This is a genomic window from Streptomyces sp. NPDC094034 (assembly GCF_040303865.1).
In the GTDB taxonomy this organism is placed as follows: Bacteria; Actinomycetota; Actinomycetes; order Streptomycetales; family Streptomycetaceae; genus Streptomyces.
On the sequence record NZ_JBEOUD010000027.1, the window covers coordinates 101,940 to 126,935 of the forward strand.

The window sequence follows — 24,996 nt, forward strand, 5'->3', positions numbered from 1 at the left end:
CCTGGCGCCCACGCCGCACCGGCACCCGCCGCACTGGCCCCCGCCGCACTGGCCCCCGCCACGCCGGCCCCCGCCACGCCGACACCCACGTCGCAGTGACGCCCGCGCGCACCACGAAGACGGAGCGACCGGAACACACATGAGCACTCCCTCGTATCTGATCAGACGCGTCCTCCAGGCCGTCGCGGTGATCGTCATCGTGACGATCGTCGTCTTCGGCCTGCTGCACGCCCTGCCCGGAGGCCCCGCGCGCGGGATCCTCGGACCGCAGGCCACCGCACAGCAGATCGCCCACTTCAACCACGAACAGGGCCTCGACAAGCCCCTGCCCGTGCAGTACTTCTACTACCTCGGCCAATTGCTGCACGGGGACCTCGGGACCTCGTACACCCTCAACGAGCCGGTCTCCCAGCTCATCACCGAGCGGCTGCCGAAGACTTTGGTCCTCACCATGCTGTCGGCCCTCGTCGGCCTCGTCCTCGCCATCCCGATGGGCATGTGGCAGGCGGTTCGCCGCAACAAGCCGGTGGACTACGTCATCACCACGCTGAGCTTCATCGCCTACTCCACACCCGTGTACTTCCTCGGGCTGATCCTGGTGCTGGTCTTCAGCCAAGGACTGGCGTGGTTCCCGTCGCAGGCTCCGCAGGGCGAGACGCTGGGCCAGGTGATCTCCGAACCGCAGGCGCTGGTACTGCCGGTGGTCGCGGGCGCGGCCTCCATGGTCGCGGTGTTCAGCCGTTACATGCGGGCGGCCACCCTGGAGAACCTCTCCGAGGACTACGTCCGCACGGCCAGAGCGGGCGGCTCCCGCTCCCGCGCCATCCTGTGGCGGCACGTGTTCCGCAACTCGCTGACGCCCGTGGTCGCCATGCTCGGCTACTACGTGCCGGTGCTCTTCGGCGGTGCCCTGGTCGTCGAGCAACTCTTCAACTACCCCGGCATGGGGCTGCTGTTCTGGACCGCGGCGCAGTCCTCCGACTACCCGGTCCTGCTGGGCTGCGTCCTGGTGATCGCCGTCGCCACCGTCGTCGGCACCCTGCTCGCCGACATCGTCCAGCGGATCATCGACCCCCGAGTGAAGGCAGGCCGGGCATGAGCGCCGTCATCCAGCCGGACATGGCCCCGGCGAAAGCCCGCCCGCCGCGTGCGGCCTCCGGCGCCCGGCTCGCCGTCCGCCGCTACCTGCGCAACAAGCTGGCCGTCGTCGGGCTCGCCGTCGTGGTCTTCTTCTTCCTGTTCTGCTTCGCCGGTCCGCTGGTGTACTCCACCGACCAGACCCACACCATGCTCCAGCAGGTCAACCTCGCCCCCAGCGGCGCGCACTGGCTCGGCACCGACGCCGTCGGCCACGACGTGCTGGGCCGGCTGATGTACGGCGGCAAAGTCTCCCTGACCGTCGGCCTCGCCGCGGGCGTACTCGCCACCGTCATCGGCACTCTGTGGGGCGCCGCCGCCGGTTACGCGGGCGGCTGGATCGACGCCCTGATGATGCGGATCGTCGACGCCGGCATCGCCATCCCCGCGCTGTTCATCCTGCTGGTGGTCTCCGCCATCACCACGCCGGGCCTGACCGGTCTCGTTGTCATCCTGGGCCTGGTGTCCTGGCTGGTGCCGTCCCGGCTGGTGCGCGCCGAGACGCTGACCCTGAAGAACCGGGACTACGTCCTGACCCTGCGCGCCACCGGCGGCACACACGCCCGGGCAATCCTGCGTCACATCCTGCCGAACTCGGTCTCCACCATCATCGTCGCCGCGACCTTCCAGGTCGCCGACGCCATCCTGCTGGTCGCCTACGTCTCCTATCTGGGCATGGGAGTGCGGCCGCCACAGACCGACTGGGGCGGCATGCTCTCCGCCGGTCTCACCGCCGCCTACTCCGGCTACTGGTGGCTCATCCTGCCGCCCGGCCTCGCCATCATCCTCGTGGTGTGGGCGTTCAACGCGATCGGGGACGGACTCCGTGACGCATTCGATGTGAGGGGACGCGGATGACCGCCACCACCAAGGACTCCGCCGCGCGCACCGCGGCATCCGGCCCGATCCTCGAACTCGACGACCTCGGCGTCGTCTTCACCACCGAGACCGGCGACGTACCCGCGGTCAAGGGCGTGTCCCTGCACGTCGAACCGGGCGAGACGCTGGCCCTGGTCGGCGAGTCCGGCTCCGGCAAGTCGACCATCGCGCTCGCCGCGATGGGCCTGCTCGCCGGGAACGCCCGCGCCACCGGCAGCGCCGTCATCGCCGGCACCCAGATCGTCGGCACCTCGGAGAACGGCCTCGCGACGCTGCGCGGCAAGACCGTCTCCATGGTGTTCCAGGAGCCGGCCACCGCACTCGACCCGCTCACCCGGATCGGTAAGCAGATCACCGAGGTGATCCGCAACCACCGCGAGGTGTCCGCCAAGGACGCCGCCGCCGAGGCTGTCGAACTGCTGCGCAGGGTCGGCATCCCGGAACCGGAGAAGCGCGCCCACACCTACCCGTTCCAGCTCTCCGGCGGACAGCGGCAACGGGTCGTGATCGCCATGGCCATCGCCAACGAGCCCGGCCTGCTCATCGCGGACGAGCCGACCACCGCCCTCGACGTGACCGTGCAGGCCGAGATCCTCGATCTGCTGCGCCGGCTCGCCGCCGAGACCGGCACCGGTGTGCTGCTCGTCACCCACAACATGGGTGTCGTCGCCGACTTCGCGGACCGGGTCGCCGTCATGTACCAGGGCGAGATCGTGGAGACCGGACCGGTCGAGGACGTCCTGCTGCGCCCCGCCCACGACTACACCCGGCGCCTGCTGGCCGCCGTGCCCCGGCTGTCCGTCGCCGAGGCCGCGGACGGCACCGGCCGTCCGGCCGCGTCCGGGCCGGCCCATACGAATCGTTCCACGGCCGGGCCGTCGGCCTCGCCCGCCGGGCCCGGCGGCCCCGAGGCCGAAGCGGTGGTCGAACTGCGCGACATCAATGTGGTGTTCGGCCGCGGCAGGTCGGCCGTACGCGCCCTCGACGGAGTGTCGTTCCGGGTCGGGCCCGCGGAGACCCTGGGCCTGGTCGGCGAGTCCGGCTCCGGCAAGTCGACCGCCGCCAGGGTCGCGCTCGGACTGATCCCGCCCACTTCCGGCACCGTCTCCCTGTTCGGCGCCGACCTCGGCCGCACCCGCGCCCGGGCCCGCCGCGCCCTGCGGGCCGGTATCGGTGTCGTCCTCCAGGACCCGGTGGCATCCCTCGACGCTCGGATGACCGTCGGCGAGTGTGTCGCCGAACCCCTCCGGGTGCACCGTCGCGACCTGTCCGCCAAAGACCGGCAGGCCAAGGTCGCCGCTGTCCTCGACCGGGTCCGGCTGCCACGCGAACTCGCCCGCCGCGCGCCCCGCGAGCTCTCCGGTGGACAGCGCCAGCGGGTCAGCCTGGCCCGAGCCCTGGTCCTGGAGCCCCGGCTGCTGGTCGCCGACGAACCCACCAGCGCGCTCGACGTGAGTGTGCAGGAAGCGGTCCTGGAGGTCATCACCGAACTCCAGGCCGATTTGGGCTTCGCCTGCCTGTTCGTCTCCCATGACCTCGCCGTCGTACAGCACTTCGCGCAGCGCGTCGTCGTGATGCGGGCCGGCCGTATCGAGGAGCAGGGCTCCACCGGGACGACCCTGCTCCATCCGGAGACCGACTACACCCGCCGTCTGCTGGCCGCGGTGCCGGTGCCCGACCCGGTGGTGCAGCGGGGCCGCAGGGCCGAACGCCTGACGATCCTCGCGATCGGCCGTACGGAGGCCCAGGCGTGAGCGGACCTCTTCACGCGCCCCGCACCCCGCGGGACCCGGCGATTCCCACCACCCTCCGGCCGCTGATCGTAGGCATCGACATCGGCGGCACCACCACCCAGGTGGTGGTCTGCTCGGACGATCTGACCGTCCTCGACGGCGCGGAGGCCGCCACCCCCGCGCTTGAGGGCGGCCGGGCCATGGTCGGCGCCGCGCTCGACGCGCTCGCCCCGTTGCTGGCCCGCACCCCGGGCCGCCTGGTGGGCGCCGGAATCGGCGCCGCCGGGGTGGTGGATTCCGTGAACGGTCGCATCCTGGTCGCGAGCGACTCCTTCCGCGGCTGGGCCGGCTTCGCTGTCACGGCCGCCGTCGAAGAGGCCCTGGGCGTCCCGGCCTTCCTGGACAACGACGTCAACGCCTTCCTCTACGGGGAGGTCTGCGCCGGAGCGGTGCGTGGCGAGGCCGACGTCCTCGGCATGACTCTGGGGACCGGCGTCGGCGGCGCTCTGTGGACCAACGGCGCCCTGTTCCCGGGTCCGCACGGTGCGGCCGGCGAGATCGGGCACATTCCCGGCTTCGGCGACCTGCCCTGCTCCTGCGGCGGCCGGGGCCACCTGGAGACGTTGGCCTCCGGCCGTTCCATCGGGGCTCGTTACGCCGACCGCACCGGCCGCCGCCTCACCGCCCGTGAAGTCGCCGAGGCCGCCACCCAGGCTGACGAGGACGCGCTCGCGGTCTACCGCGCGGCGGGAACGGGCATCGCCCACGCGATCGTCATCACGGCGGGCGTCGTCGACATCACCACGGTGGTCGTCGGCGGCGGCGTCAGCCGCGCCTGGCACCTGCTGGAGCCCGCGATCCTGTCGGCCCTCGCCGTCGAACCCCCGGTCAGCGGCCACCCCATCCGCCTGGTCCGGGCCGCCCTGGCCTCCGACGCCGTCGCGGTCGGCGCCGCCGCCCGCGCCCGACGCGAACTGGGCACGGAGATGAGGGCGACGGCGTAGGGACAGGACCACCGGCCCCCGAAGTCCGCGGGAGCGCTGTTGACTCGCAGCGGTGGGAGCGCTCGTCGACTCGCGGTTCATGGGAAGCCAGGCCAAGGAGTGCTCCGCGTGACAGAACTTCGACACCGACGATCAGCCGTCGCCGCGGGCAGCTGCCGAGCGGGGCGGGTAAGTCTCGGCCGCCAGTGTTGTGTGACGAGTTCCCTCGGACACTACGGCGACCTCGCCCGCCGGGACGGTGATCATGCCCGGTGAACGGGTGCCCGAGAGGACATCGATCCCGGTCGTGGCCACCTGCGCGGGGTGGTCGGTGTGGTTCACGGCGAAGAGCCAGGTCATGCCGTTGGGGTTGCTTCGGCGGGTGACCTCCACTCCACCGCCGGCCCCGTGGACCGGAGCGGCGCAGCCTGCCTGTGCGGCCCACCGGGGAAGGAGTTCCAGGAGGGAGGCGGAGTCAGGGCGGGTGGCCAGATAGCGGGTGTGGCCGCGACGCAGGACGGCCGGGCCTCCTCGCGCGGGTCCGTCGATGAATCGGCTCTCCACCTCGGTGCCCGGATCGGGCAGGACGCGCTCGGCCCACAGGTGGCCGGTCGCGCCGTCGTCCAGGCCGACCGACGCGCCGGCGGCGAGCGGAAGGTATTCGTCCACCCGCAGGCCGAGCAGGTCACGCAGCGCGCCGGGGTACGGGCCGGGGTGGACGCGGTCGTGCGGGTCGACCACTCCGCTGAACGGGCCGACGACCAGGTGGCCGCCGCGTGCCGCGTAGTCCTCCAGCGCCCTGGCCGTGTCGGTGGACAGGGCGTAGAGCGAAGGAACCAGCAGGAGGCGCTGTTCGCCGGGAGCGGGCACCACGTCGCAGGACAGACCGAGGCTCCACAGGGCGCGGTGCCAGTCACGAAGAACGCCGGAGCAGGTCATGTCGCCGCTGGGCCGGTGGGGCAGTTGCAGGGCCCACATGGCTTCGTAGTCCAGCAGGAGGGCGATGTCGGCGGGCGGGCAGGTGCTGTCCGCGATGTCGGCGAGGCCGGCCACGGTGTTGCCGAGGGCCTTGGCCTCCCGCCAGATCCTGGTGTCCTCCCCGCCGTGGGGAACCATGGCCGAGTGCCATTTCTCCGGGCCGTAGGCGGACTGACGCCACTGGAAGAACAAGGCGCCGTCCGCGCCGCGGGCGAGGTGGGTCAGTGTGTTGCGGGTCATCTCCCCGGGGGTTTTGGCGACGTTGCGGGGTTGCCATTGCACCGCGGAGGTGGAGTGCTCCATGAGGATCCAGGGCTGTCCGTTCGCGAGGCCGCGGGTCAGGTCGGCGGCGAAGGCGAGGTCGGCGGCGCGGTCGGGGTCCTCGGCCATGAGGTAATGGTCGTTCGAGACGATGTCGACCTCACGCGCCCAGCGCCAGTAGTCGCTCCAGCGCAGCGCGCTCGCCATGAAGTTGGTGGTGACGGGGCGGCCGGGGGAGTGGGCGCGTACGATGTCCCGCTCGGCGCGGAAGCAGGCCAGATGCTCGGTGTCGCTGAAGCGGTAGAAGTCCAGCCACAGCCCCGGCGGGAGGCTGCTGGTGCTGGTGCGCGGCGGGATGACCTGCTCCCAGTCGCTGTAGCGCACTCCCCAAAGGGTTGTGCCCCAGCGGTCGTTGAGGGCGTCCAGATCGTCTCCGTAGGTGGTGCGCAGCCAGTCGCGGAACGCGTCGGCCGAGGTCGCGCACCAGCAGTGGGCGTTGCCGTTGGCGTACTCGTTGTTGATGTGCCACATGACCACGGCCGGGTGATCGCCGTAGCGTTCCGCGAGGCGGCGGGTGACCAGCGCGGCGCGTTCCCGGTAGACGGGTGACGATGCGCAGTACGCCTGACGGGAGCCGGGTGCGAGCCTACGCCCGTCGGCCGTGACCGGCAGCGATTCGGGGTGGGCGTGGGAGAACCACAGCGGGGGTGCCGCGGTTGGCGTGGCCAGGTCGACGGCGATGCCCGACGCGTGCAGGAGAGCGATGACCTCGTCGAGGCCGGAGAAGTCAAAGGCGTCCGGCCTGGGTTCGATCCAGGACCAGGAGAAGACACCGAGGGTCACCAGGTTGACGTCGGCCTCGCGCATCAGACGGACATCGTCTTTCCAGGTCGCTCTGTCCCACTGCTCGGGGTTGTAGTCGGCGCCGTAGGCGGGGCGTGGAACGCGGCCCCAGGTGAGGTGCGGGTGGTCGGATCGCGGCATGGCGAAGCTCCTGAGTCCTGAGCCGCGAACAACGCGGTCGAGAAGTGCGGCGTTGCTCGGGGCGGTTGTGGGCGCGGGAGAGCGGGGGAGAGGGCAGAGGCGGGGATCCGGTGGTGGCTGTCGGTGAACCAGGGGCGTGTCAGCCGAGGCACGGAGCTGTCGCGGGCCGGTGGCACGAGCGGAAAGACCACCGGACAGGACCTAGGTCCTGTCCGGTCGATCTTCGCGGGCCCGCGACGCCTGGCACCGCACCTCGCCGCGTTGTCGGATCACCCAAGTACGTCCAGTACATGGGCGATCCTCCGCCTTGCGATGCACGGCACCAGACGCCGCGGGCTTATCCGCGAAGATCGACCGGACAGGACCTAGGCGGCGGTGGACGCGTTGCCGGTTACCGCTCGACGCGGGGTCCGGGAGGCGGCGGTCGATGCCGCCCCCGACGACGAGCGCGCTCAACATAGGCGGGCCGCGTCGAGGTGTCAATGAGAGTGAGCGCACTGGAGGGGGCACCGTGCGACAGCCGTGTGTCCGCCTCCCGTCCGGGGCACCGCGCGACAGCCGTGCGTCCGCCTCCCGTCCGCGCTCCGCGGGCCGGAACCGGTCCGGATGATGCCACGTCATGCGCCCGGCGCGAATGGCCCGTTCTTCCCGCGGAGTCTTGCGGTCCTGCCTGGCGGAACACGTAAGTCGCGTCCCTCGGCCTTCCGTTGAGCTGACCTTCGAGGAGGGGTGGCCGAAAAAAACCTTCACGTCACACTCTTGACGCACCCTCGCAACGTCCGTACGTTCCGTGGTCATACGTAGAAGCGGAGGCCTGAGGGTCTCCCACGGTCGAGGTCATACGTATGCGCAGTTCTTCCGTGCCCAGCTCAGCCCTCACGAGGAGCCAGGAGTCAGCCATGCCCACGAGAAGAGTCTTTCTAGCGCGCACCGCCGCGGCGGCCCTCGCGATCCCCCTCGGAGCGAGCGCCTGCACGGCTGGTACCGGCGGAGCCGGAGCGGGAGGCACGGGCACACAGGCGCTCGTATTCGGCAAGACCGACGGTGGGACCACCTTCGTCCGCAACTACAACATGTTCGGCCCCGCCACCCAGAAGTCCCCCAACAACGAGTTGATCTACGAGCCGCTGGCGCGCATCGACTACAGCGACGGTGCGAAGGTCAAGCCGTGGCTGGCCAAGAGCCTGGAGTTCGACGAGGCCGGCACCACCCTCACCGTGAAGCTGCGTGACGATGTGACGTTCTCGGACGGCAAGCCCATGACCGCGGACGACGTGGTCTTCTCCCTGGGCGTTCCTCTCAAGGACCCCGCCTTCAACACCGGTGGCACCACCTACGACCGCGTCACCAAGAAGGACGCCACCACCGTCACCGTCCACTGGCAGCGGCCCGCCTTCAGCGAATTGAACCAACTCGCGTCCCCGCAACTGCCCGTCGTGCCTCAGCACATCTGGGAAGGCAAGGACCTCAAGAGCTGGGCCAACCCGGACCCGGTGGGTACCGGCCCGTTCGTCCTGGAGCGGTTCGCGCCCCAGCAGGTCACGCTCGGCGCCCGGAGCGACTACTGGGGCGGCCGCTTCGCGCTGAAGCAGCTCAAGATCATCCCGACCAGTGGCGACTCCGTACGGGCCCAACTGCTGCGCGGTGAGGTGGACTGGGCACTCGTGGCCTGGAACGGGGCCGAGCAGGAGTACGTCGGCAAGGACCCCGAGCACCACCTCTACCAGAAGTACGCCACAGGCGGCGCCTACTCACTCTTCTTCAACACCGGCCGGGCCCCCTTCGACAATGTCCATCTGCGGCGGGCGCTCGCGATGACGATTCCGCGCAAGGACATCGTCACCACGCTCCAGCGCCCCGGTACGGAGGCGGGCCCCACGGGGCTGGTCGACGAGGTATACGCCGACGACATCCTTCCCGAATACCGGCACAAGGTACAGGAGCTGGACGCCGGTGAAGCGCGGAAGGAACTGGCGCTCGGCGGCTTCGAGGTCAAGGGCGGCGAACTGGTCAAGGACGGCACGTCCTACACTCCGAGGCTGTCTTTCAACCAGGACTTCGGCTGGGACCCCTATGCCAACATCATGATCCGCAGCTGGAAGAAGCACCTCGGGATCGAGGTGAAGTCGGTCGGTGCTCCCAGCGCCAATCTCTACGAGCAGCAGCAGACCGGTGACTTCGACCTCTCCATCAACTTGACGGGCGGCGCCGGTGTCGCGGGCATCTACAGCGCGCTGAGCAGCCGGGCCTATCGCCCGCTGGGCGAGACGGCCGCCGCCAACATCGGCCGCTGGAAGGACGGGGCCACCGACGCCGCGATCGAGAAGCTGCTGGAAACGCAGGACCCCGCGGTGGCGCGGAGCGCCGGGCACGAGCTCCAGAAGATCGTCGCCGAGCAGGTGCCGTACAGCCCCATCTACAACAGTTACTGGTTCATAGCCATCAGCGCGGACCACTGGGCCGGCTGGCCCACGCCCGAGGACTTCGACTACGTGCCGTTCCCGGGCCTGGGCCCCGACACCACGCTCACGCTCCTGAACCTGAAGCAGGCCACCAAGTGACCGCGGTGACCACTTCCACGGAGCCTCCCGCGCCCGCCGCACCCGCCGCACCCGCCGCGCCCGCCGCGCGCCGGGCCAGGGCACCCCGGCGCTGGGGCTTCCTGATGCACCGGCTCGGCTTCTATCTGGCCGCCGTCTGGTCGGCCATCACCCTGAACTTCTTTCTGCCGCGGCTGATGCCGGGCGACCCCTCCGCCGCGATCGTCGAGAAGCTCCAGCGAGTCAGCGGCCAGCAACTGTCGCCCAGCGCCATGGAGTCGATCCAGAAGGTCTTCGGCGACCCGGGCGCCCATCTCGGCCGCCAGTACCTCGACTACCTGGGCCAGTTGGCGCGCTTCGACCTCGGTGTCTCGGTCAGCCACTTCCCCACGCCCGTCAGCGACCTGGTGTGGCAGGGCCTGCCCTGGACCCTGCTGCTGGTCGGCACGACCACCGTCATCGCGTTCGTCCTGGGCACCGGCATCGGCGCCGCGGCCGGCTGGAAGGCGGGTGGTCGCTTCGACAGTGTGATCAGCCCGCTCACCACATTCGTCTCGGCCATCCCCTACTTCTGGATGGCGCTGCTGGGGCTGTGGCTCTTCGCCTTCCTGCTGGGCTGGTTCCCGTTGTCCGGTGGATACGACGCCGACCTCCCGATCGGCTTCTCCCCGTCCTTCCTCCTCAGCGTGCTGCACTACGGCGCGCTTCCCGCCGCCACCATCATCTTCTCGGCCTTCGGCGGCTGGCTGCTCGGCATGCGCAACATGACGGTCACCACCGTGCGCGAGGACTACGTGCTGCTCGCCCAGGCCAAGGGCCTGTCCAACGGCAGGGTGATGCTCCGCTACGCGGCCCGCAACGCCGTCCTGCCGAACTTCACGGGCTTCGCCCTCGCCCTCGGCCACGTCGTCGGCGGCGCGCTGCTCACCGAAGTCGTCTTCAACTACCCGGGTATCGGCTATCTGCTCTACACCTCGCTCCAGCAGCGCGACTACCCGGTGATGCAAGGGGTGTTCTTCCTCATCATGCTGACCGTCCTGCTGGCCAACCTGCTGGCCGACTCGGTGTACGCCCTGCTCGACCCACGTATCAGAGAAGGAGGGTGACGGGCAGTGCGCACCGCGTTCCTCGCCAGTTGGAAGGTCCGTGTCGGTCTCGCCGTCCTGGCCCTCTTCTGCCTGCTGGCCGTGTTCGGCCCCTGGCTGGCACACAGCCTGCTCGGCCTCGACCCGCGCGCCAACGACACCAGCGTCATCGCGCAGCCGCCCGGCGGCGCACATCTGCTCGGCACCGACCAGTTCGGCCAGGACGTCCTCGCCCAGGTCATCGCCGGCGCCCGAGGATCGATGTACGTCGGACTGCTCGGCGCCCTGGTCGGCACGGCGATGGCCATCCTGATCGGCGTACCCGCCGGATACTACGGCGGCCGGGTCGACGCGGCCCTGAACTTCCTGACGAACCTGTTCCTCGTCCTGCCCGTGCTGCCGCTGATCCTGATCGTGGCCGGCTATCTGGAGGGCACGGGACTCACCACCATCGCCCTGATCATCGGCTTCTTCGGATGGTCAGGCGGGGCCCGCACCCTGCGCGCCCAGGCCCTCAGCATCGCCAACCGCGACTTCGTACGGGCCATGCGCATGCTCGGTGAACGGGGCCGCAGACTGGTCTTCGCCGAAGTGCTGCCCCATCTGACCGGGCTCATCGCGTCCATGTTCCTCCACGCGATGATCGGCGCGGTGCTGGCCGAGGCGGGGCTGGCGTTCCTCGGTATCTCCGACTCGTCGGCGATCAGCTGGGGAACGATGATCCAGTCGGCGCAGCAGCAGAGCGCCGTCCTGCGTGGCCTGTGGTGGTGGTTCGTCCCGCCCGGCCTGTGCATCGCCCTGATCGGTACGGCCGCCGCCCTGGTCAACTTCGGCGTCGACGAACTCGCCAACCCCAAGCTACGGGTCGCCCGTCCCGCGTCGGTGCGGCGCGCCAAGCGGCTCGCACGAGCGGGCGGTGCGGTGTGATGACCGTGTGTCCCGCGCCGCCGCGTTCCCTGACCGTTCCGCCCGGAGGTGGGCCCCGATGACCGTACAGGCCGAGCAGCACACGCCGTCCATGGCCCCCGCCGGGCATGCCGTCCTCGACGTACGCGAACTGACCGTCGAGTACGCCACCGGAGACATCCCCGTACGCGCCTGCTCCGACGTCTCCTTCACCCTGCGCCGAGGTGAGATCCTCGGCGTCGCGGGGGAGTCGGGATCGGGCAAGTCCACGCTGATCACCGCCCTGACCCGGCTTCAGCGCCCGCCCGCCGTCACCACCGCCGGGCAGATCCTCTTCCACGGCCGGGACGGCGGACCGCCCGTCGACCTCGTCACACTCGACACCGGGCAACTGCGCCGCTACCGGTGGACGGCGCTGTCCATCGTGCTCCAGTCCGCGATGGACGCGCTGAATCCGGTGATGCGGATCGGCGCCCAGTTCGCCGACGTCCTGCGGGCCCGCGACCGCTCGATGAGCAAACGGGCTGCCTGGGCGCGGGCCGCGGAGCTGCTCGCCCTGGTCGGCATCTCCGCGGACCGCTACCGCGACTACCCGCACCAGCTCTCCGGCGGCATGCGCCAGCGCGCCGCCATCGCCCTGGCCCTGGCCTGCCGCCCCGAACTGGTCGTGATGGACGAGCCGACGACGGCGGTCGACGTGGTGATGCAGCGGCAGATCCTCGCCCAAGTACTGCGTCTGCGAGAGGAGTTGGGATTCGCAGTAGTCTTCGTCACGCATGACCTGTCGCTGCTGCTCGAACTGGCGGACCGTATCGCCATCATGTATGCCGGCCGCATCGTCGAGGTGGGCGACGCGGCAACCCTCTACAGCGCCCCGAAACACCCCTACACCCAGGGCCTGCGGGACTCCTTCCCGCCGTTGCGCGCCCCGCTGCGCACCCTGCGCGGCATCCCCGGCATCCCGCCCGACCTGCGCCGCCCACCGGCCGGCTGCCCGTTCCACCCGCGCTGCGCGCGGCGCACGGACGGCTGCGACCAACGGCTGCCGGTCCTGTTGCCGGTGGGACCGCGGCCAGGGCACGAGGCGGCCTGCCTCCTCAACGAGACCGGGGCCCGGACCGGGACCGGGAGCGACAGCACCGAGACAGGAGGCGGAATCCGATGAGCGAATTCCCCCGCGAGAAAGCGCCGACGGCGCAGGAACCCGAGTACATCCTGGAAGCACGGGACGTCTCCAAGCACTTCACCGTCCGCGGTCCGCTCGGCCGTACCTCCGTCGTCCGCGCCGTCGAGGACGCGACCGTCCGCCTGAAGCCCGGACAGATCCTGGCACTGGTGGGGGAGAGCGGCAGCGGCAAGACCACACTGGCCCGGATGCTGGCCCGCTTCCACGAACCGACCCGGGGCGAGATCGTGCTGCGAGGCGAGCCCGCGGGCCGCGGCCGGCGGGCACGGCGCGCCTACCACTCCGAGGTGCAGCTGATCTTCCAGGACCCCTTCGGCTCGCTGAATCCGCTGCACCGTATCCGCTACAACCTCGACCGTGCGCTGCGACTGCACCAGCCGCACCTGAACGCCGCCCTGCGCGAGAGGAGGATCACGGAACTGCTGGAAGGGGTCAGCCTCACCCCGGCCGCCGAGTTCGCGGCGAAGTTCCCGCACGAACTCTCCGGCGGGCAGCGCCAGCGCGCCGTCATCGCCCGGGCGCTCGCCGTGGAGCCCAGGGTGCTGCTCGGGGACGAGCCGATCTCCATGCTGGATGTGTCGATCCGGCTTGAGATGCTCAACCTGCTCCAGCGGTTGCGCACCGAGGACGGCCTCGCGCTGCTGTACGTCACGCACGACATCGCCAGCGCCCGCTATCTGTGCGACGAGATCGCCGTGATGTACGCCGGGCAGATGGTGGAGTCGGGCCCCAAGGAAGAGGTGATCGCCTCTCCGCAGCACCCGTACACCAAACTGCTCATAGAGTCTTCCCCGGACCCCGAGCGCGGAGCGGGGGACCGCGAAGCCCTCTTCGCGGGGGCCGACGAGCTGGGTGAGCCGCCCAGCCTGATCGACCCGCCGGCCGGCTGCCGGTTCCACCCCCGCTGCCCGTTCGCGATGCCGGAGTGCCGCGCAGAGGCGCCGCCGCGCACCGAGTTGGGCAACGGGCACTGGGCGACGTGCTGGCTGCACGTCAAGGGCAGGGCCGGGGAACTGGCCGGGACGACACACGCCGCGGCGACCGCCGCCCGGCGCGAGACGCTGCAGGGGGCACCGTGACAGCACGACGGCGTGAGAAGGCGCCCAGCCAGGCGGACGTGGCACGGCTGGCCGGCGTGTCCCAGTCGGCGGTGTCCCGGGTGATCAGTGGCAACGCGGCGACCGCGCGGATCCCCGAGGAGACCCGGCAGCGTGTCTTCGAGGCGGTGCGTGAGCTTGGTTACGTCGCCAACCCCGCTGCCCGCGCGATGCGCAAACGGCGCAACAACCTCCTGGGCGTGCACACCTTCGAACGTGTCTTCCCGCGCGCACGCGAGGACTTCTACTTCGAATTCCTGCTCGGGGTGGAGGAGCGGGCCGAGGAGACCGGCTTCGACCTGGTCCTGTTCACCTCGACGGGGTCCGGCACCGACGGCGAGCGCAAGATCTACAACAACGGCACCAACCGGCTCAATCTGGCCGACGGGAGCATCCTGCTCGGCGTCGCCACCGACCGCGGGGAACTGGTCCGCCTCTGGTACGAGGGCTACCCCTTCGTCCACATCGGCCGCCGCGAGGTGCCCGGTGCGGAGATCCCGCAGATCATCCCCGACTACCGGTCGGCGAGCGCGCGGATCGTCCACCGGCTCGCGGGCCACGGCCACCGGCGACTCGGCTACGTACGCGACTGGCAGGAGATGGAGCCGTACGAGGACCGCCGCGTCGGGTACGCCGGGGCCGTCGAGCGGCTCGGACTGACCGACACCTCTCCGGGTTCCCGCGGCACCGTGGGCCTTGACGGAGCCTGGCTCGACGAGGTGGCGGGCGGCGCGGTGACCGCGATCGTGGTGGAGTCCGTGGGGCTCGCGAATTCCCTGCGCGAGCAACTGGCCGCCCGCGGGCGGAAGATCCCCGACGACGTGTCCGTCGCCGTGCTGGAGGCGGCGCCCGCGGACCTGTCAGGGCAGTGGGACTCCCTGGTGATTCCCCGCGTGGAGATCGGCCGTCTCGCCGTGGACCGGCTACAGGCCATGCTCGACGACCCCGGGCTGCGGACCGGCAGCCTGCTGGTGCCCTGCCCGCTGATACCCGGCACCACCATCACGGACGCGAACGAGTAGGCCAGAGCACCACGCGACACCAGCGGGCACCTGACACGGGCACCTGACACCACCAGGCACCTGACACCACCCGGCATCTGACACCCCCGCACCCCGGCGGCTCCGGACGCGACGGCGGGCGGGTGGCGTCGTCCGCCGGTCCCGGCTGCCACGAACCCGATGGCTGGCCACTCCGACCACTCCGACCGGCACAACCGGCAGAAGGAACCCCAGCCCCCATGAGAGAAATGCGAACCGAGGTCCTCGTCGTCGGCGGCGGCCTGGGCGGCGTGGCCGCGGCGCTCACCGCCGCCCGGCTCGGCCGGACCGTCGTGCTCACCGAGGCCACCGACTGGCTCGGCGGACAGCTCACCGCACAGGCCGTGCCGCCCGACGAGCATCCCTGGATCGAAGGCCCGGCCGCCCCGCCTGGCTACGCCGAACTGCGCTGCCGCGTGCGTGACTACTACCGTCGCAACTATCCCCTCCGACCGGATGCCGCACAGGACCCGCTGCTCGACCCCGGTCTCGGCGTCGTGAGCCGGATGTGCCACGAACCGCGGGTGGCCGTGGCCGCCATCGAGGAGATGCTCGCCCCATGGCGGTCCTCCGGCGCGATCACCGTCCTGACCGGGTACGAGCCGGTCGCCGCGCACACCGACGGCGACCGCGTCGAGGCGGTCACACTGGCCGGTCCCCACGACGGACGCGAGATCACCGTCCACGCCGCCTATGTCGCCGACGCCACCGAACTCGGTGAACTGCTGGAACTGGCCGACGTCGAACACGTCTTCGGCGCGGAGGGTCGCGACGAGACCGGGGAGCCGCACGCGCCCGAGACAGCGGAGCCGTTCGACCAACAGGCCGTGTCCTGGTGCTTCGCCCTGGAACACCGGCCGGGCGAGGACCATGTGATCGACCGGCCCGCCGCCTACGATCACTGGCGCACGGCCGTAGCCCCGTTCTGGCCCGGTCCGCAGCTCTCCTTCACCGACGTCGTCCCCATCACCCTCCAGCACCGCACCTGGAAGCTGATGGACGCCGACCGAGCGCCCGACGACCACTTCGACCTCTGGCGGTTCCGCCGCATTCTGGCCCGCGAACAGTTCACGGCCGGAGCCTTCGCCTCCGACCTGACCGTGGTCAACTGGCCGCAGATCGACTACTGGGAGGCGCCGCTCCTCGGTGTCGACGCCCAGCAGCGGCGAAAGGCACTCGACGCCAGCCGCGACCTCTCGCTGTCCTTCCTGCACTGGCTGCAGACCGAGGCCCCCCGCCCCGACGGCGGCACCGGCTGGCCGGGACTGCGCCTGCGGCCCGACGTCACCGGTACCCCGGACGGACTCGCCAAAGCGCCCTATATCCGCGAATCGCGCCGTATCAAGGCCGAGTTCACCGTGGTCGAACAGCATGTGGGCGTCGAGGCCCGCCCGCCGGGCGCCGGCGGCGCGGTGTTCCACGACAGCGTGGGCATCGGCGGCTACCGCATCGACCTGCACCCCAGCACAGCGGGCCGCACCTATATCGACATCGAGTCCTACCCGTTCCAGATTCCGCTGGGCGCCCTGATCCCCGTACGTGTCGACAACCTCCTGCCCGCCAACAAGAACATCGGCACCACACACATCACCAACGGCTGCTACCGGCTGCACCCCGTCGAGTGGGCCATCGGCGAAGCGGTCGGCGCCCTCGCCGGATTCTGCCTCGACCGGGCCCTGCCGCCCCGCAAGGTCCGCTCCGACCAGACCCAACTGGCCGACTACCAAAGGCTGCTCAGCCATACCCTGGGCATTCAACTGGCCTGGCCGGAGGAGATTCGCAGCCGACCGCACCACTACTGAGACGCCGCGCGCGCCATCGGCCCTCGCCCGACGGCCACTTCAGCCACCCCCCGGTCCCCTGACAACAGGGGCCCGGGTCCGAACCATCTCTGAGAGGAATCCGCTATGAGCGGCCATGACCACGAGTCCCTTGTCGGGGAACTCCTGGGCCGGATGACCGTAGAGGAGAAGCTCGGCCAGTTGCAGCAGCTGGCCTGGGCCTGGGACACCGGGCCGGGCGGTGGCGACACCGAGGCGACCGAGGCCGCCGCCCGCAAGGGCCTGCTCGGCTCGGTACTCAACGTCGTCGGCGCCGGGGCGAGCAACGCGCTGCAGCGCATCGCCGTGGAGGAATCCCGGCTGGGCATCCCGCTGGTCTTCGGCTTGGACGTGATCCACGGCTACCACACGACGTTCCCGATCCCGCTCGCCCAGGCGGCCGCGTTCGACCCGTCGGTGACCACGACGGACGCCGAGGTCTCCGCACGTGAGGCCCGCTCCAACGGCATCCACTGGACGTTCTCCCCGATGATGGACGTCACCCGCGAGCCGCGCTGGGGCCGGATCGCCGAGAGCATCGGTGAGGACCCGTACCTGACCACCGCCTACGCCGTGGCCAAGGTACGCGGCTACCAGGGCGAGGACCTGACCGCGCCGGACCGCGTCGCCGCCTGCGCCAAGCACTTCGTGGCCTACGGCGGCGCCGAGGGCGGCCGCGACTACAACACCGTCGACGTGTCCGAGCAGCGGCTGCGCAACCTCTATCTGCCCCCGTTTCAAGCTGCCGTCGACGCCGGCGCGGCCACCGTGATGGCCGCGTTCAACACCATCAGCGGCATCCCGGCCCACGCCAACCCGCACACCCTGACCGGAATCCTCAAGGACGCGTGGGGCTTCGACGGCGTCGTGGTCAGCGACTGGACCGGAGTCCTGGAACTGATCGCGCACGGCGGTGCGGCGAACGAGGCCGAGGCGGCACGTCGCTCCCTGACCGCCGGAGTGGACATGGAAATGGTGTCCACCACGTTCGTCGACCACGGCCAGGAACTGCTCGCCTCCGGGGCGCTGACGCGGGAACGGCTGGACGATGCCGTGGCGCGGGTGCTGCGCCTGAAGCTTCGCCTGGGCCTGTTCGAGCGCCCGTACGTGGAAGAGAGCGCGGCGCTGACCGCCCCGACCGCCGAGTCGCGGGCGGCGGCGCGCGAGGCCGCCGGGCGCTGCGTGGTGCTGCTGAAGAACGACGGCGACGTCCTTCCCCTCGACGGGTCGGGCCTGCGTGCGCTGGCGGTCGTCGGCCCGTTCGCGGACTCGGTTGATCTGCTGGGTACGTGGACCCTGCCCGGCGCGCCGGAGGCGGTCCCCGTGCTCGCCGGTCTGCGCGCGGCACTGCCTGACACCGACATCCGCCACGCCGTCGGAGTGTCCCCGGAGGGGGCCGACACCTCCGGCATCGCGGAGGCGGTGGCGGTCGCCGAGGCCGCCGACGCCGTGGTGCTCGTGGTGGGCGAGCCGTCCGCCATCAGCGGGGAGGCGGCCGCGCGCAGCGAACTGGGCCTGCCCGGCGCCCAGGAGCACCTGGTCAGAGCGGTCGCCGGCACCGGCAAGCCCTGCGTCGTGGTGCTGGTCGGCGGACGTCCACTCACGATCGGCACCTGGGCGGACCAGGTACCGGCGATCATCATGGCCTGGCACCTGGGCATCGAGGCCGGCCCCGCCGTCGCGGACGTCCTGACCGGAGCCGTGGTTCCCGGCGGCAAGCTGCCCGTGACGTTCCCCCGCACGGTCGGCCAGATCCCGTTCTACTACAACCACGAGACCACCGGCCGCCCGTACGACCCCGCCGGACCCGAGACGAAGTTCGTATCGAAGTACCTCGATCTCGCCGCCGGTCCCGAGTTCGCCTTCGGCCACGGGCTGAGCTACACCACCTTCTCGTTGGACGAACCCCGCTTGAGTCGTGAGCGGATCGGGGTGGCGGAGCTGCGGGCGGGGGCGACGGTGGAGGTGACCGTCCCGGTCCGCAACACCGGTGAGCGCGAGGGCGATGAGGTGGTCCAGCTCTACCTCCAGGACCTCGCCGCCACCATCGCCCAGCCCGTTCGCCGGCTGCGCGGCTTCCGCCGTGTCCGGCTCGCGGCGGGGGAGGAGCGGCAGGTCCGCTTCACCCTGGGCGCCGAGGACATCGGCTACTGGACCAACGATCCCGCGGGCGAGTTCATCGTGGAGCCGGGCGAGATCCACCTCCACACCGGTAACAGCTCACGCACACAGGCCTGGTGCACACTGCTGATCACCTGATCACCTGATCACCCCCCCAACCGACCACCTGGCCACTTGACCACCTGGCCACTTGATCTCCGGCCGGGAACAGGCCGGCACAGGAAGGACCGTCTCGATCCGGACGACGGAAGCCGTCCGCCGAAGGGAGTGACGCGCCGAGGAGATCCCCTCAACCACTCTTCGATCCACACCGCCCGTCGCCACGCCGGCCGAGCTGTGTGTGGTTCGTCGAGGCATGCCTCAACCACGAGTCGTCACCTGCGTGCCCGTGCGTCGTCACGGCCTCGCAGTGGGAGGAAGCATGAGAGCAAGAATCGTCGCGGCAGTGGTGGCCCAGGGAATGCTGGGCCTGCTGCTGGCGGGCGCCACCACGGGCACCGCGCACGCCGCCGCCACCACGTACTACGTATCGCCCTTCGGCAATGACGGCAACAGCGGTCTGTCGCCGGATCAGGCGTGGAAGTCGGTCGGGAAGGTCAACGGATTCACCTTCCCGCAGGGGAGCACCGTCTCGTTCCAGGGCCAGGAGTGGTTCTCCGGCTGCCTGCTCTTCGACGCCGACAACGTGCCCGCGTCCTCGGCGTCGACACCGTTCAAGGTGACCTCGTACGGCACCGGACAGGCCACCCTCAAGTCCACCTGCACGGGGGACTACTCGGCGGCGGTCACCGCGGACAACGTGAGCGGCTTCCAGCTGGACAACATGAGCCTGGTCAACGGCGGCACGACCGCGGCCGGTGTGCTGTTGCAGAACCAGAAGTCAGCGACGGCGGCCAAGGGCTTGAAGGTGACCGGCTCCGACATCTCGGGCTTCGCCACGCCGAGCGGCAGCGTCAGTACCTTCGGCGGGCAGATCATGGTGCTCGGTTACGCGGTGAACGGCAACAGCGGGCCGCTGGACGATGTGCAGATCCTCGACAACAAGCTGCACGGAGCCGCCGTGACCTCGAACGCCGGACCGGGCGTCTACGGCTGGGGCTCGGGGATCAACATCACCAATGTCAGGGTCGAGGGCAACACGGTCTACAACCTCGGTATGGCGGCCCAGAGCACCGGGGCCGCGCTGACCGCGAACGGCTGGAACGGCGCTGTCATCCAGCACAACGTGGTCCATGACATCGGTGCCAACGTGACCTCGTGCGGCGGCGCCAGCGGCATCATGACGTACACCTCCAATGATGTGACGATCCGCCGCAACGAGGTGTACAAGGTGCAGCCGGTTCCGGCCTATACGGCCGGGTGCGACTGGGACGGCATCGACCTCGACGGTGGCACCACGAACTCGGTGGTGGAGTACAACTACACGCACGGCAACGCGGGCAGTGGTCTGCTGGCCTACACCTCGACCGTCGGCTCACGGGTGTGGGGACCGAACACCTACCGCTACAACATCTCGGAGAACGACGACTGGGCGAACGCCCAGGGCGGTCTGTTCGACGTGGTGCCCAACGCGCCGAAGAACGCGCTGTCGATCTACGGCAACACCTTCTTCACCAACAAGGACCAGAGCGCGAACAAGAAGGCGGGCGCCAGCGCGTGCTTCATGTTCGGCTACGCCTCCGGGACCTGGGCCAGCGGTTCGCAGATCAAGGACAACATCTGCCACATGGCCAACAAGGGCACATACGGCAAGACCGGCCAGCTCTACTACAACCCGTACGGACAGACCGGCATGACGCTGTCGAACAACCTGTACTACGGGACGAACACGGGTGGTTGGCGCTGGAGCGGCACCACCTACAGCGATTTCGCCGCGTGGCAGGCGGTCGGCCTGGAGTCGGGCGCGGTGTGGGGTGATCCCTTGTTCACCTCGCCCGGCGCGGGCGGCACCTGCTCGTGGTCGCCGGCCTCGGGTACAGGACCGCAGCCGTGCCCACAGGCATACACCCTTAAGTCCGGCTCACCGGCGCTCGGCGCGGGCACGGCGGTGTCAGGCAACGGCGGGATCGACTATTACGGGACCACCATTCCCGCCAAGCCGAACATCGGGGCTGACGCGGGTTAGTGACGGGGCAAACGGTGCCGGGACGAGTGTGAGTGCGACCGCGCGTGCGTGCTTGAGCCGGTTGACGGCCCGCTCGGCGGTGTCGCCTGTCCCGTAGCGTTCCTCGTCGAAGCCGGGTGGCCGTCCGCCTCGTGCTCCTTCGCGCGGGCGGGCGGCCTGGCCGCCGCTCCTCCCAGGCATGGTGCCCGGGCCGCTGGCCACGGCACACCCAAGTCGCCTGCGCCGAAACCCCGTTGGAGAGCCGTTGGCGAACCGATGGGCTGAAACCTTCCCGTCACACTCCTGACGCTCTCGCACAACGTTCGTACGTTCCACGGTCATACGTAGGAGCAGAGGTCCAGAAGTCCCCGCCGCCGGTACTCATACGCATGAGCACCGCTTGCGCACCCGCCCCGACGGCTGACCGCCCAAGCGTCCCATCGGACAGTGAGGCACCCCATGAAGATTCGTTTGTTTCTAGCCGTAGGCGCGCTCGTCCTGAGCGCCGTTCCTGGCATGGCATCCGCGGCGACCGGCCACGAATCCACCGGAGCGGCGGCAGGGGACCCCTTGGCCGCGCAACCAGTCCTGCTCAACCAAAGCGGTTTCGGCCTCGGCGAATCCAAACGGTTCACCGCGCCGCGGGCCGAGGACGGTGCGACGTTCACCATCACCGACATATCCGGGAAGGTCCGGTACCGGGGCGAAGTCAACGGCAATGTAGGGGACTTCACCGGGTTCAATCCGCGCGACACAGGGGACTTCGTCGTCACCGTCACCGCGGCGGCCGGCACAGGAACATCGGTCCCCTTCGGGATCGGCGCGTACTGGACGGACCGTGTGTCCTATCAGCGCGCTGTCGAATTCATGGCGGGCAGCCGGTGTTACTTCGGCGACTACACGCGCAAGACGGTCGATCCTGTCAGCGACGAGTACGGCGCACGCGACTGCATGAAGGGCGTGGCCTGGCGCGACGCGGCGCAATACTCAAGGGAGATCCAATCGCTCATCGACATGTACCTGGCCAACCCCAGTGCGTTCGACCGGATTCGTGTGGACGCCGACTACAAGGGCCTGCCGGTGACACTGCCGGAAGGCACTCCGGACATTGTGCGAATCATCTACTGGGGAGTTGAGCTGCTGCTTCAGCAGGAGGTCAATGATCCGCAGTTCAAGGAACAGTTGGCCGCGTTCGTCTATGCCTATCCGCAGCTCGACACGTACATTCCTGAATCGGTGTACCGGCGCGCAAGCGATCACCTCTTCGCGTCATGGGGTGACGCTGATCGTGATCGGTACCACTGGCAGGCTTTCACTCCCCACACCGGCGACCTGTTCCAGGTGTACACGCAGGTGGGGACTGGCAAGGGGGAGCTCGCACCAGGGCACTCGGTGTGGCCGAACCTGATGATGCATGAGGTCGCCAAGCGCGAAGGCCGCGCTGATGCCGACCGCTACTTGCAGGCCGCCCAGGCGCAGGCGACCTGGTTGATCGACCATCTGGATCTTGAGGACCCACGTGTCACCAAGGGGCAGCGGCAGAGTGAATCCGTACTGGTCACCGGCCTGGTGCAGTTCGCCGAAACATATCCGGACGAGGCTCCCCGTGGCATCAGGAAGTTCGTCAGGGATTGGGCTCGCATCGCCGTCGACCGCTCGGACAATCTGTGGGACTTCCGCCGGTACTCCGACGACCGCTGGACCATTCCGGCCTTCAGCGGCAGCGGCTCCGACGACCCCAACGAGGTGGGAAACGTAGCCGGCTTCCCCGCGTCCGCACTCGCCGCCGCGAAGCTGTTGGGCCACGATCCGCTGGCCGCTCGACTCCGCGAGATCGCCACCGCTCAGGTGGACAACATCTTCGGCCGCAACCCCACCGGGCGGCACGCCTCGTACGACGCGCCCAGCGAGGAAGCGGGATTCGAGGGTGTGGAGAACGGATGGTTCTCCGAATACTACGGCGGCGCCGGACTGCTGGAAGGCGCTTCCGGCGTGCTCGACGGGAGCCCCAAGAACGGGCACTATCCCTTCAATCCCGAGCAGGGCAACATCGGACACACCGAGGGCTGGGTCGCCTTCAACACCGCGTGGAACGAATCCCTGACCTGGCGGGCGGCCGACCAGACACAGCTCAAGGTCGGCACCCAGGGCAATGTCCCGGCGCGTGTGGTGCGGGCGGATTCCAAGGTGCGCGTCGATCTGGAAGCGCCTCTGAATCTCGACGCGGACGCCCTGGACCAAGGCACGGTCGATGTACGCGTGGGCGACCGCACCACCAAGCAGCTGACCGTCACACAGACCGAGAAGAACTCGAAGACGTTCAGCGCCACCCTCGACCTCGCCGCATCGGGTGCCAAACCTCGCGATTCCATTACGGTGACGTACGGACATGGCCCATTCGCGGTGTCGTACTCCTTCACGGTAGCCAGTACGCCGTCGAGGCCCACCGGCTGACACCAGGGCGCCCATCGGCCGCACCGTGGGGGCGATGCGGCCGAAGAGGTCACGCGGCCGGAGCGCCTCGGTGAGAATGACGCGTGCCGACTACGTGGAGGGGCTGATCTCGTGAACCTGACCAAGCACCGGGCGGTGCACGGGGGAGTGCGAGCTGGGGGCCGGTGCGGGGAAGTGTGCGTGTGCGCCTTCTCCCGCACCGGGGCCTCGGCGTTCCAGGTGACACCGCTGGGGGCTGAGGTGCGGCTCCTCGCGGGTGTTGCTCCGTGGTGAGCGGGCCCGGTGCGCGGTGCGGGGGAGAGCGCGGAGAGGGCGGCGCCGTCGCGCTCTATGTGGTGTTCTTCATCAACGGGCTCGTATTGGCCAGTTGGGCGCCCCGCATCCCCCAGGTCAAGGAACAGCTTCAGATGCACGACGGGCAGCTCGGGCTGGCACTGCTCGGGGTGGCTCTGGGATCCGTACCGGCGATGGCCGCGGCCGGCCTGCTGGTGAACCGCTTCGGCAGCCGGGCCGTGGCGCGGACCGCGGTCCTGCTGTACGCGGCGGCCATCGCCCTGCCAGGACTGGCCCGCTCTCTGCCGGAACTCATGGCGGGCCTGGCCGTGCTCGGCGCCGCGGCCGGTGCGCTCGACGTCGCCATGAACGCCCACGCGGTGGACCTTGAGCGCAGCAGCGGCCGGGCCAGGCTCTCCTCCTTCCACGCCCTCTTCAGCGCGGGTGCGCTGGCCGGTGCGCTGGCCGGTACGCTCGCCGCGGCCGGGGGCGTGACACCGCGCGCCCAGTTCGCCGTGTCGGCCGTCGTCGTCATGCTCGCCGCCGCGCCGGCGGCGGCCGCCCTGCGGCCCGCGGCGCACCAGCACCCCGGCCCGGCACGTTCCCGCTCCGCCCGGAGCGCCTCCACCACGGCCCTTGCCTCCCGATTCACCCCCCGGCTGCTTCTGCTCAGTGTTCTGGGGCTGTGTGTCCTGCTCATCGAGGGGGTGGTGACCGACTGGGGCAGCGTGTATCTGGCCGACTCACTGCACGCGGGTCCTGGTTCCGCGGGCGCCGGGTATGTGGCTTTCGCCGTGGCCATGACGGTGGGACGGCTGGCCGGCGACCGGACGGCCGGCCGCTTCGGCCCTGTCCGGGTCGTCCGCGTGGGCGCCCTCCTGACCGCGGTCGGCGCCGTGGTCGTGCTCGCGACGGGGCACCCGCTGGTGGCGGTGGTCTTCTTCGCGCTGGTCGGGCTCGGTATCGCCGCGTCCTTCCCGCTGGTCGTCAGCGGCGCCAGCCGACTGCACACCGGCTCACCCGGTACCGCCGTGGCCACGGTGTCCATGGCCGGCTACTTCGCCTTCCTCGCCGGCCCGCCCCTCATCGGCTTCCTCGCCTCTCACAGCAGTGTGCGCGTCGCACTGCTGGTGCTGCCGGTGCTCGCTGTGGCGACGGCGCTGCTGGCTCCCCTGCTGGCTGTCGGGGGACGCCCTGTGGAGATACGCGGCCTCGCTGCCCGGAGCACTTCAGAGCGGTGACTCCTCCGGATTGGAGGCCGGGGACCGCCTAGGTCCTGTCCGGTCGATCTTCGCGGGCCCGCGAAGATCGACCGGGCAGGACCACGGGGGGGCCCCGCCGCCCAACCGGGGGAGTCCCCGCGCGGTAGTGGGGCGGGCACCGGGGGCCCGGATCACCACAGAGGTGGGGAGAGG

The 24,996-nt window shown here is 70.1% G+C and carries 16 protein-coding genes; 15 read left to right on the forward strand and 1 reads right to left on the reverse strand.

Going from position 1 to position 24,996, the window contains the following annotated elements:
• The first annotated feature begins 139 nt into the window (after nucleotides 1-139).
• From ABTZ59_RS23270 to ABTZ59_RS23285, 4 genes are all read left to right on the forward strand, one after another.
• Complete coding sequence (locus tag ABTZ59_RS23270; protein WP_351412335.1) at nucleotides 140-1,099, forward strand: ABC transporter permease; 960 nt, start codon at nucleotides 140-142, stop codon at nucleotides 1,097-1,099.
• Complete coding sequence (locus ABTZ59_RS23275) at nucleotides 1,096-1,995, forward strand: ABC transporter permease (protein ID WP_351412346.1); 900 nt, start codon at nucleotides 1,096-1,098, stop codon at nucleotides 1,993-1,995. The genes ABTZ59_RS23270 and ABTZ59_RS23275 overlap by 4 nt, the downstream gene beginning before the upstream one ends.
• On the forward strand, nucleotides 1,992-3,770 hold the full coding sequence (locus tag ABTZ59_RS23280) for a dipeptide ABC transporter ATP-binding protein (protein ID WP_351412355.1): 1,779 nt from the start codon (nucleotides 1,992-1,994) through the stop codon (nucleotides 3,768-3,770). Before ABTZ59_RS23275 ends, ABTZ59_RS23280 begins: the two co-directional genes overlap by 4 nt.
• Nucleotides 3,771-3,832: 62 nt before the next feature.
• Nucleotides 3,833-4,753: an ROK family protein gene (locus tag ABTZ59_RS23285; RefSeq protein WP_351412457.1), complete on the forward strand. Its 921-nt coding sequence runs from the start codon at nucleotides 3,833-3,835 to the stop codon at nucleotides 4,751-4,753.
• A gap of 132 nt (nucleotides 4,754-4,885) precedes the next feature.
• On the opposite strand, the gene ABTZ59_RS23290 is transcribed toward ABTZ59_RS23285, so the two are convergent.
• A complete protein-coding gene (locus tag ABTZ59_RS23290) occupies nucleotides 4,886-6,955 on the reverse strand; it encodes a beta-galactosidase (RefSeq protein ID WP_351412362.1) in 2,070 nt (689 codons plus the stop codon).
• Between the two features lie 899 nt (nucleotides 6,956-7,854).
• Between ABTZ59_RS23290 and ABTZ59_RS23295 the strand changes: the two genes are divergently transcribed.
• The 11 genes from ABTZ59_RS23295 to ABTZ59_RS23345 all read left to right on the forward strand — a co-directional run bounded on the left by ABTZ59_RS23295 (nucleotide 7,855) and on the right by ABTZ59_RS23345 (nucleotide 24,822).
• On the forward strand, nucleotides 7,855-9,516 hold the full coding sequence (locus tag ABTZ59_RS23295; RefSeq protein WP_351412370.1) for an ABC transporter substrate-binding protein: 1,662 nt from the start codon (nucleotides 7,855-7,857) through the stop codon (nucleotides 9,514-9,516).
• Nucleotides 9,517-9,620: 104 nt separating this feature from the next.
• Nucleotides 9,621-10,601, forward strand: a complete 981-nt coding sequence (locus tag ABTZ59_RS23300; RefSeq protein ID WP_351412468.1) for an ABC transporter permease — start codon at nucleotides 9,621-9,623, stop codon at nucleotides 10,599-10,601.
• A 6-nt stretch (nucleotides 10,602-10,607) separates the two neighbouring features.
• Nucleotides 10,608-11,507 carry an ABC transporter permease gene (locus ABTZ59_RS23305; RefSeq protein WP_351412377.1) on the forward strand — a complete coding sequence of 300 codons (900 nt, stop codon included), beginning with the start codon at nucleotides 10,608-10,610 and terminating at the stop codon, nucleotides 11,505-11,507.
• Between the two features lie 58 nt (nucleotides 11,508-11,565).
• On the forward strand, nucleotides 11,566-12,651 hold the full coding sequence (locus ABTZ59_RS23310) for an ABC transporter ATP-binding protein (RefSeq protein WP_351412386.1): 1,086 nt from the start codon (nucleotides 11,566-11,568) through the stop codon (nucleotides 12,649-12,651).
• A complete protein-coding gene (locus ABTZ59_RS23315; protein WP_351412393.1) occupies nucleotides 12,648-13,751 on the forward strand; it encodes an ABC transporter ATP-binding protein in 1,104 nt (367 codons plus the stop codon). Before ABTZ59_RS23310 ends, ABTZ59_RS23315 begins: the two co-directional genes overlap by 4 nt.
• Complete coding sequence (locus tag ABTZ59_RS23320; protein WP_351412401.1) at nucleotides 13,748-14,791, forward strand: LacI family DNA-binding transcriptional regulator; 1,044 nt, start codon at nucleotides 13,748-13,750, stop codon at nucleotides 14,789-14,791. The genes ABTZ59_RS23315 and ABTZ59_RS23320 overlap by 4 nt, the downstream gene beginning before the upstream one ends.
• A gap of 218 nt (nucleotides 14,792-15,009) precedes the next feature.
• Nucleotides 15,010-16,611: an FAD-dependent oxidoreductase gene (locus ABTZ59_RS23325; RefSeq protein ID WP_351412407.1), complete on the forward strand. Its 1,602-nt coding sequence runs from the start codon at nucleotides 15,010-15,012 to the stop codon at nucleotides 16,609-16,611.
• A 105-nt stretch (nucleotides 16,612-16,716) separates the two neighbouring features.
• On the forward strand, nucleotides 16,717-18,888 hold the full coding sequence (locus ABTZ59_RS23330) for a glycoside hydrolase family 3 N-terminal domain-containing protein (protein WP_351412415.1): 2,172 nt from the start codon (nucleotides 16,717-16,719) through the stop codon (nucleotides 18,886-18,888).
• A 283-nt stretch (nucleotides 18,889-19,171) separates the two neighbouring features.
• Nucleotides 19,172-20,875: a right-handed parallel beta-helix repeat-containing protein gene (locus ABTZ59_RS23335; protein ID WP_351412420.1), complete on the forward strand. Its 1,704-nt coding sequence runs from the start codon at nucleotides 19,172-19,174 to the stop codon at nucleotides 20,873-20,875.
• A gap of 438 nt (nucleotides 20,876-21,313) precedes the next feature.
• A complete protein-coding gene (locus tag ABTZ59_RS23340; RefSeq protein WP_351412424.1) occupies nucleotides 21,314-23,308 on the forward strand; it encodes a hypothetical protein in 1,995 nt (664 codons plus the stop codon).
• Nucleotides 23,309-23,577: 269 nt separating this feature from the next.
• The gene (locus ABTZ59_RS23345) at nucleotides 23,578-24,822 is read left to right on the forward strand and encodes an MFS transporter (RefSeq protein WP_351412437.1); all 1,245 of its coding nucleotides are present in this window, start codon (nucleotides 23,578-23,580) and stop codon (nucleotides 24,820-24,822) included.
• The last annotated feature ends 174 nt before the right edge of the window (nucleotides 24,823-24,996 follow it).